Source organism: Phenylobacterium composti DSM 19425 (assembly GCF_059568645.1).
In genome coordinates, this window is record NZ_JCANTT010000001.1 from 131,071 (window position 1) to 137,231 (window position 6,161).

At 68.1% G+C, this 6,161-nt stretch carries 5 protein-coding genes; 1 reads left to right on the top strand and 4 read right to left on the bottom strand.

The annotated features are described in order from the left end of the window. Window positions 1–17: 17 nt before the first annotated feature. Together BO64_RS00545 and BO64_RS00550 are read right to left on the bottom strand one after the other, a co-directional pair. The gene (locus BO64_RS00545) at window positions 18–1,451 is read right to left on the bottom strand and encodes an MFS transporter (RefSeq protein WP_496401315.1); all 1,434 of its coding nucleotides are present in this window, start codon (window positions 1,449–1,451) and stop codon (window positions 18–20) included. A gap of 73 nt (window positions 1,452–1,524) precedes the next feature. Beyond that, window positions 1,525–2,805, bottom strand: a complete 1,281-nt coding sequence (locus BO64_RS00550) for a 3-hydroxyacyl-CoA dehydrogenase (RefSeq protein WP_496401316.1) — start codon at window positions 2,803–2,805, stop codon at window positions 1,525–1,527. A gap of 282 nt (window positions 2,806–3,087) precedes the next feature. Between BO64_RS00550 and BO64_RS00555 the strand changes: the two genes are divergently transcribed. Next, window positions 3,088–4,290: an acetyl-CoA C-acyltransferase gene (locus tag BO64_RS00555; protein WP_496401317.1), complete on the top strand. Its 1,203-nt coding sequence runs from the start codon at window positions 3,088–3,090 to the stop codon at window positions 4,288–4,290. A 55-nt stretch (window positions 4,291–4,345) separates the two neighbouring features. Here BO64_RS00555 and BO64_RS00560 read toward each other — a convergent pair whose 3' ends face one another. After that, complete coding sequence (locus tag BO64_RS00560) at window positions 4,346–5,554, bottom strand: TetR/AcrR family transcriptional regulator (RefSeq protein WP_496401318.1); 1,209 nt, start codon at window positions 5,552–5,554, stop codon at window positions 4,346–4,348. A 57-nt stretch (window positions 5,555–5,611) separates the two neighbouring features. Further along, window positions 5,612–6,161: class I adenylate-forming enzyme family protein (locus BO64_RS00565; protein ID WP_496401319.1), on the bottom strand; the 550-nt coding region annotated here is incomplete at its 5' end.

Sequence of the window (6,161 nt, forward strand, 5' to 3'; positions counted from 1 at the left end):
CCCGACCTACACCCGCCTCATGCCTCCGCCTCTGCGATGGCGCGGAGGTTGTCGGCGTGGCGCTGGCGGGTGATCGGGTAGAGGATCACGCAGGCGAGGGCGAGGATGTAGAGACTGACGAGGATCGGCACCTCGTAGATCACCAGCCGGTTCAAGGTGTCCTGCGGCACAGCGCCCGGCTTGGCGCCCACCGGGAAGCCCGCCAGGTCGATGATGGTGGTCGCGATGATCACGCCCACGCCCGACACGCATTGGAGGGCGAAGCTGTTCGCCGCGAAATAGAGCCCAGGCGTCTTGCGCCCCGTGCGGGCCTGGGCGTCCTCCACGACATCGGCCAGCATGGCGGCGGACAGGATCGCGCCGACGATGGTGAAGACGGTGTTGAGGAAGCTCGCCACCACCAGGATCACCAGCAGGGTCGTTGAGCCGTTCGGCGGCAGGACGTCGAGCACCCGCATCATGTAGAGCGACGGGTTCACGGTCATGGCCAGGGCCAGCATCGCGGCGGCGCCCCACTTCTTCCCGATCCATCGCGACAGCCGCCCGGCCATAAAGACGCCCACCGCCAGCGACCCGAAATTGCCCGCGATGATGAGCGAGATCTGGTCGTTGGTGAGTTCCCAGAAGAACAGCCGGAAATAGACCAGCATCGAATTGGCCACGCCCGCGGCCATGGCGCCGAATAGCGCCGCGCCCACCACAATCACATACGGCCGGTAGGTCACGGCGGCGAAGATGTCCGTCAGCGTCTGGCGGAGGTTCAGCTTGGGGGCGGGCGGCGTCGGCCGGAAGGTCTTGATGTGCTTGTGGGTGGCCAGCGACGAGCCGAGCATCGCTGCGCCCATGATCAGCGCGCCCACGAGCCCGTAGGTGGCGTAACCCTCGGGGTTCAGAGTCCCCACCGGATAGTCCTTGGTGGGCCTCAGGAAGACGCTGAACGAGGCGATCGACAGCAGCAAGCCGGCGACCCAGCCGAAGAACTGGCGGTAGGCCAGAAGGCTGGTGCGCTCGTCATAGTCCTCGGCCAGTTCGACGACCAGGGCATGGCTGGGGATCTCGAAGAGCGAGATGGAGAACCGCACCGCCACCGAGAGCAGCACCAGGTACAGGAAGAGCTGGGACGTGCTCAGCGCCTGCGGAGGGTGCCAGAGGAAGTAAAAGCCCAGGGCCGTGGGAATGACGGCGGCGTACATGAACGGATGCCGGCGGCCCCACCGGGAACGCCATCCGTCCGACACGTGGCCGATCATCGGGTCGATCACCGCGTCGACCACCAGCGAGATCATCACCGCCAGGCCGACGGTGCTCGCCGGCAGGCCCAGGGCCTGATTGTAGAACAGCACCAGCAGCGTGCCGAAACCGTTGTCCTTGACCCCGAACGCGATGGAGCCAGCGCCGTAGCCGATCTTGTCGAGCACGCTCTTGCGCGGCGTGCCTGTATGGCGGTCCATCCGCCCCTCCCCCGCCCGGTAACCTAAGCTTTCCGCCGCGTCGCCCGGGCGCCGACGCGGCGGAGCCTAGGCGTCAGAGATCGCGGAAACGCCCGCCTTCGGCGGCGAGCCTGGCGAGCAGCGGAGCCGGCTTCAGCGCCGGACCGAGTTGGGCCTCGAAGCGGCCGAGCGCCCCGACGATCGCGGGCAGCCCCACCTGGTCGGCATAGAACATCGGGCCGCCCTTGTCGGTGGGCCAGCGGAAGCCGTGCACCCAGACCACGTCGATGTCCGAGGCGCGGATCGCCTTGCGCTCCTCGAGGATCCGGGCGCCCTCGTTGATCATCGGGTAGATCAGCCGGGCGAGGATCTCGGCGTCGTCGATCTCTCGGCGAGCCACTCCCTTCCGCGCCGCGAAGTCGGAGATGATCTGCTCCACCTCGGCCGAAGGGCGCGGATTGCGGTCGGCGTCGTAGTCGTAGTAGCCGGCGCTCGTCTTCTGACCGCGGCGGCCCATCTCGCAGAGGACGTCCCGCAGGGTCTCGCCCCGCGACCGACTCGCGTCCCAGCCGATGTCGAGGCCCGACAGGTCGCTCATGGCGAAGGGGCCCATCCGGAAGCCAAACTCGCGCAGCACCCGGTCCACGTCCCAGGGCATGGCGCCTTCGAGGATCAGCAGGTTCGCCTGGTCCTGGCGCGGGAACAGCATGCGGTTGCCCACGAAGCCGGGGCCGACCCCGACCACGGCGGCGATCTTTTCGATCTGCCGGGAGACAGCCAGGGCGGTGGCGATCACGTCCTTCGCCGTCTTCTCCCCGCGCACGATCTCGCACAGCTTCATCACATTGGCCGGCGAGAAGAAGTGCATGCCGACCACGTCCTGCGGCCGCGAGGTGGCCGCGGCTATCGCATCGACATCCAGGTAGGAGGTGTTGGTGGCGAGGATCGCGCCCGGCCGGGCGATGCGGTCGAGGTCGGCGAAAACCTTCTGCTTGAGGCCCAGGTCCTCATAGACCGCCTCGATGATCAGGTCGCAGTCCGCCAGGGCGTCGAGGGACAGGGCGCCGGTCAGCCGCCCGAAGCGGGCCTCGGCCTCCTCCATCGAGAAACGTCCCCGGCTGGCGGAAGCCTGATAGTTGCGGCGCACGACGGCCAGGCCGCGCTCCAGCGCCTCGGCCTTGGCCTCGACGATGGTTACCGGCAGGCCGACGTTGGCGAAGTTCATCGCGATCCCGCCGCCCATGGTGCCGGCGCCGATGACGCCGACCTTCGCCACCGGCCGGACGGGCGTGTCGGAGGGGATGTCTGGAACCAGCCAGCAGTCCTGCTCAGCCTTGGCGAGGTAGGTTTCGGCGTCCAGGTCGGTCGTTGACATCGTTCACTCGTCTCAAGCGGTTCCAGAAGTCGGGGCGCCGCCCAAGCCGCAGCGGCGAACGTCCGGAGCCGCGCGTCGACAAGCCCGCAGCGACCGGCGTCGATCCGCACGGCCGGCACGCCCCCTTCGAGGCCAGACACTATCCAGAACGATACGGTTTGCAAACCGCATCCTCAAATTTACGCAAAAACGGCATTGTTCACTCGGCGTAAGCCGCTATCGTCCCGGAACATCGCAATACCGATTCAACAATTTGTAACCACGGAATATGGGGGAAGCACAGTGCGCGAAGCCGTAATCGTCTCCATCGCCCGCACGCCGATCGGCCGCGCCTACCGCGGCGCGTTCAACGACACGCCTGCACAGGCCCTGGGGGGACATGCGATCCGTCACGCGGTGGAACGCGCCGGCGTGGCCCCGGAAGAGATCGATGACGTGGTGATGGGCTGCGCCCTGCCCCAGGGCGCCACGGGCTTCAACACTGCGCGCCAAGCGGCCCTGCGCGCCGGCCTCCCGCAAAGCGTCGCGGGCCAGACGATCGACCGCCAGTGCTCTTCCGGCCTGATGGCCATCGCCACGGCGGCCAAGCAGATCATCGTCGACGGCATGAGCGTCACGGTGGGCGGCGGCGTCGAGTCGATCTCGCTGGTCCAGAACGCCCACATGAACCACCACCGGGCGGGCGACCCGGACCTGATCCAGTCGGTTCCCGGCCTCTACATCTCAATGCTCGAAACGGCCGAGCTGGTGGCCGAACGCTACGGCGTCAGCCGTGAGGCCCAGGACGAATATGCGCTGCAGTCGCAGCGGCGCACCGCCGAGGCCCAGGCGGCGGGCCGCCTCGACGCCGAGATCGCGCCGATCACGACCACCATGTTGGTCGTGGACAAGGCCACCGGCGAGCAAAGCCGCCGGGAAGTCACCCTGTCGGCCGACGAGGGCAATCGCCCGCAGACGACCCTGGAAGACCTGCAGAAGCTGCCCCCGGTGTTCAAGGGCGGCTCCTTCGTGAAGGAAGGCCGTTACATCACGGCAGGCAACGCCAGCCAGCTCTCCGACGGCGCCGCCGCCGTGGTGCTGATGGAGGCGAAGGAAGCGGAGCGACGCGGGCTCACGCCCCTGGGCGCCTATCGCGGCATGGCGGTCGCCGGCTGTGCCCCCGAGGAGATGGGCATCGGCCCCGTCTTCGCCGTGCCGAAGCTGCTGAAGCAGGCTGGGATGACCATCGACGACATCGGCATCTGGGAGCTGAACGAGGCCTTCGCCAGCCAAGTCCTCTACTGCCGCGACACGCTCGGCATCCCCAACGACCGACTCAACGTCTCGGGCGGCGCGCTCTCGATCGGCCACCCCTACGGGATGACCGGAGCCCGCTCGACGGGGCACGTCCTGATCGAAGGCAAGCGCCGCGGCGCGCGCTACGGCGTGGTGACCATGTGCGTCGGCGGCGGCATGGGCGCCGCGGGCCTTTTCGAAATCTTCTAAAGGCCGCCAGCCGGGCGGCCAGCCCCTCGGGACTGGTCGCCTGGCCACCGGCGCATCAGCCCCTGCCGGGCGAGAGCAATCCTTCGAAGAAGGGGCGGACGTAGAGGTCCACCTCCTGGCCCTTCTCCATGCCCGGCGTCCAGAAGTGCAGTTCGGCCGCCGCATTGATCATGGCGGTCAGCATCTGGGCGGCGATATTGACGTCCACCGGGCGCACCGAGCCGTCGGCCACGCCGTCGCACAGCAGGGCGGCGAAACGGTCCGCCACGCCGTCGAACTTGGCGTGAAGCTGAGGATGGATGGAGACCGGCGCCGTCGTCAGCGCCGAGGTTCGCAAGAGGGGCAGCTCGCCTGACGCCTGGCAGGCGACGAGCGCGGCGGCGGCCGTCGCCAGGGCCTGGAGGCCGCTCGACGAGATCCGCTCGGCCTGGCGGATCGCCCGGCGCATGATCTGAAAGGTGCGCTCGAAGCACGCGACCACGAGTTCATCCTTGGTCTCGTGGTGATAGTAGAAGGCGCCCTTGGTGAGGTTCAGCCGGGCCGAAATCTTGTCGACCGAGGCGCCGACATAGCCCTCCTCGTTGATGAGCTGGGTGGCCGCCCGGAGGAACAGCTCGCCGGCGTCCGGCTCCGCATCGCCCGCCAGATCGGGAAGCGGCTGGGGATTCCATCGCGCCCCGCTGGCCATCAGGCCGTCGAGGAGCAGCGACTCCGTCCTGTCGGCGGCGCGCGCATAGTCCTCGGGCTCCAGCTTGCGCAGCCAGACCACCTCCCAGAACGCTTCGGAGAGCAGCAGGTGGGTGCGCGCATTGCGCTCGAGGCGCGTGAGTCCCTCGGCGCCTGCGCCGTCGAAGAGCCCCCGCATGCGCCTGAACATCTGGGTGTAGGCGACATTGACCGCCTCGCGGTTCAGGGCCCGCACGTCGTTGAAGACCGCGATGTTGTCCGCCTGGCCGAGCGCCTCAGCCCGGCGGAACTCGAAATAGCCGCGATTAAACGCGGCGATCCGCTCCCGCGCCGTGGGCGCCGCCTCCGCCGCCTCCAGCAGGGCCTCGTACTGCGCGACCGCCAGGAGGTAGCAGGCCTCGGCCAGCTCCTCCTTGTTCTTGAAGTAGTAGTTGACGCCGGTGGGCACGATGCCGAGCTTCGCGGCCACGTCGGTGAGGGTCATGCCCCGCACGCCCCGGCGGTTCAACGACGCCACGGCCACCGCGATGATGTCCCGTCTGCGGCGTTCGAAGCGCTGGCTTCTGCGTGGGGTCATTCGCGGTGAACTTTCGGTCAGCGGCCCCTCTCCTCTTAGTGTCCGCGGAATGACGGCTCAACCAGCGGTCGCCGCCTGATAAGAGTCCCGCAGTTCGCGCTTGAGGACCTTGCCGATGTGGCTGCGGGGGAGGCTCTCGACGATCTTGAGGTCGGCGAGGCGCTGGGTCTTGCCGAGGCGGGCGTTGACCCAGGTCTTGAGCTCTTCGGCGGCGATGTCCTGGCCGGGCTTCAGGGCCACGAAGGCCACGGGCGTCTCGCCCCACTGCTCCGAGGGCACGCCCACAACCGCCACCTCCAGCACCGCCGGGTGCTGCATGACCTCGGCCTCGAGGTCGCTCGGGTAGATGTTGAACCCGCCCGAGATGATCATGTCCTTCTTGCGGTCCATGAGAGTGAGGAAGCCGTCCTCGTCGAACCGCCCCACGTCTCCCGTGCGGATGTAGCGAAGACCCTCCGGGCTCCACCATTCGGCGTCCGAGGTCTTGCCCGGCTGGTTGTGGTAGCCGACCATCATCGCCCCCGAGCGGCCGACCACCTCGCCGATCTCGCCCTGGGGCACTTCCTTGCCGTTCTCGTCGATCAGCCGGATGTCATGCCCCGGCAGC

Bases quoted from the DNA above. Each gene is read 5' to 3' on its own strand.
- BO64_RS00560 (WP_496401318.1), bottom strand. From the start codon at position 5,554: ATGACCCCACGCAGAAGCCAGCGCTTCGAACGCCGCAGACGGGACATC.
- BO64_RS00550 (WP_496401316.1), bottom strand. From the start codon at position 2,805: ATGTCAACGACCGACCTGGACGCCGAAACCTACCTCGCCAAGGCTGAG.
- BO64_RS00545 (WP_496401315.1), bottom strand. From the start codon at position 1,451: ATGGACCGCCATACAGGCACGCCGCGCAAGAGCGTGCTCGACAAGATC.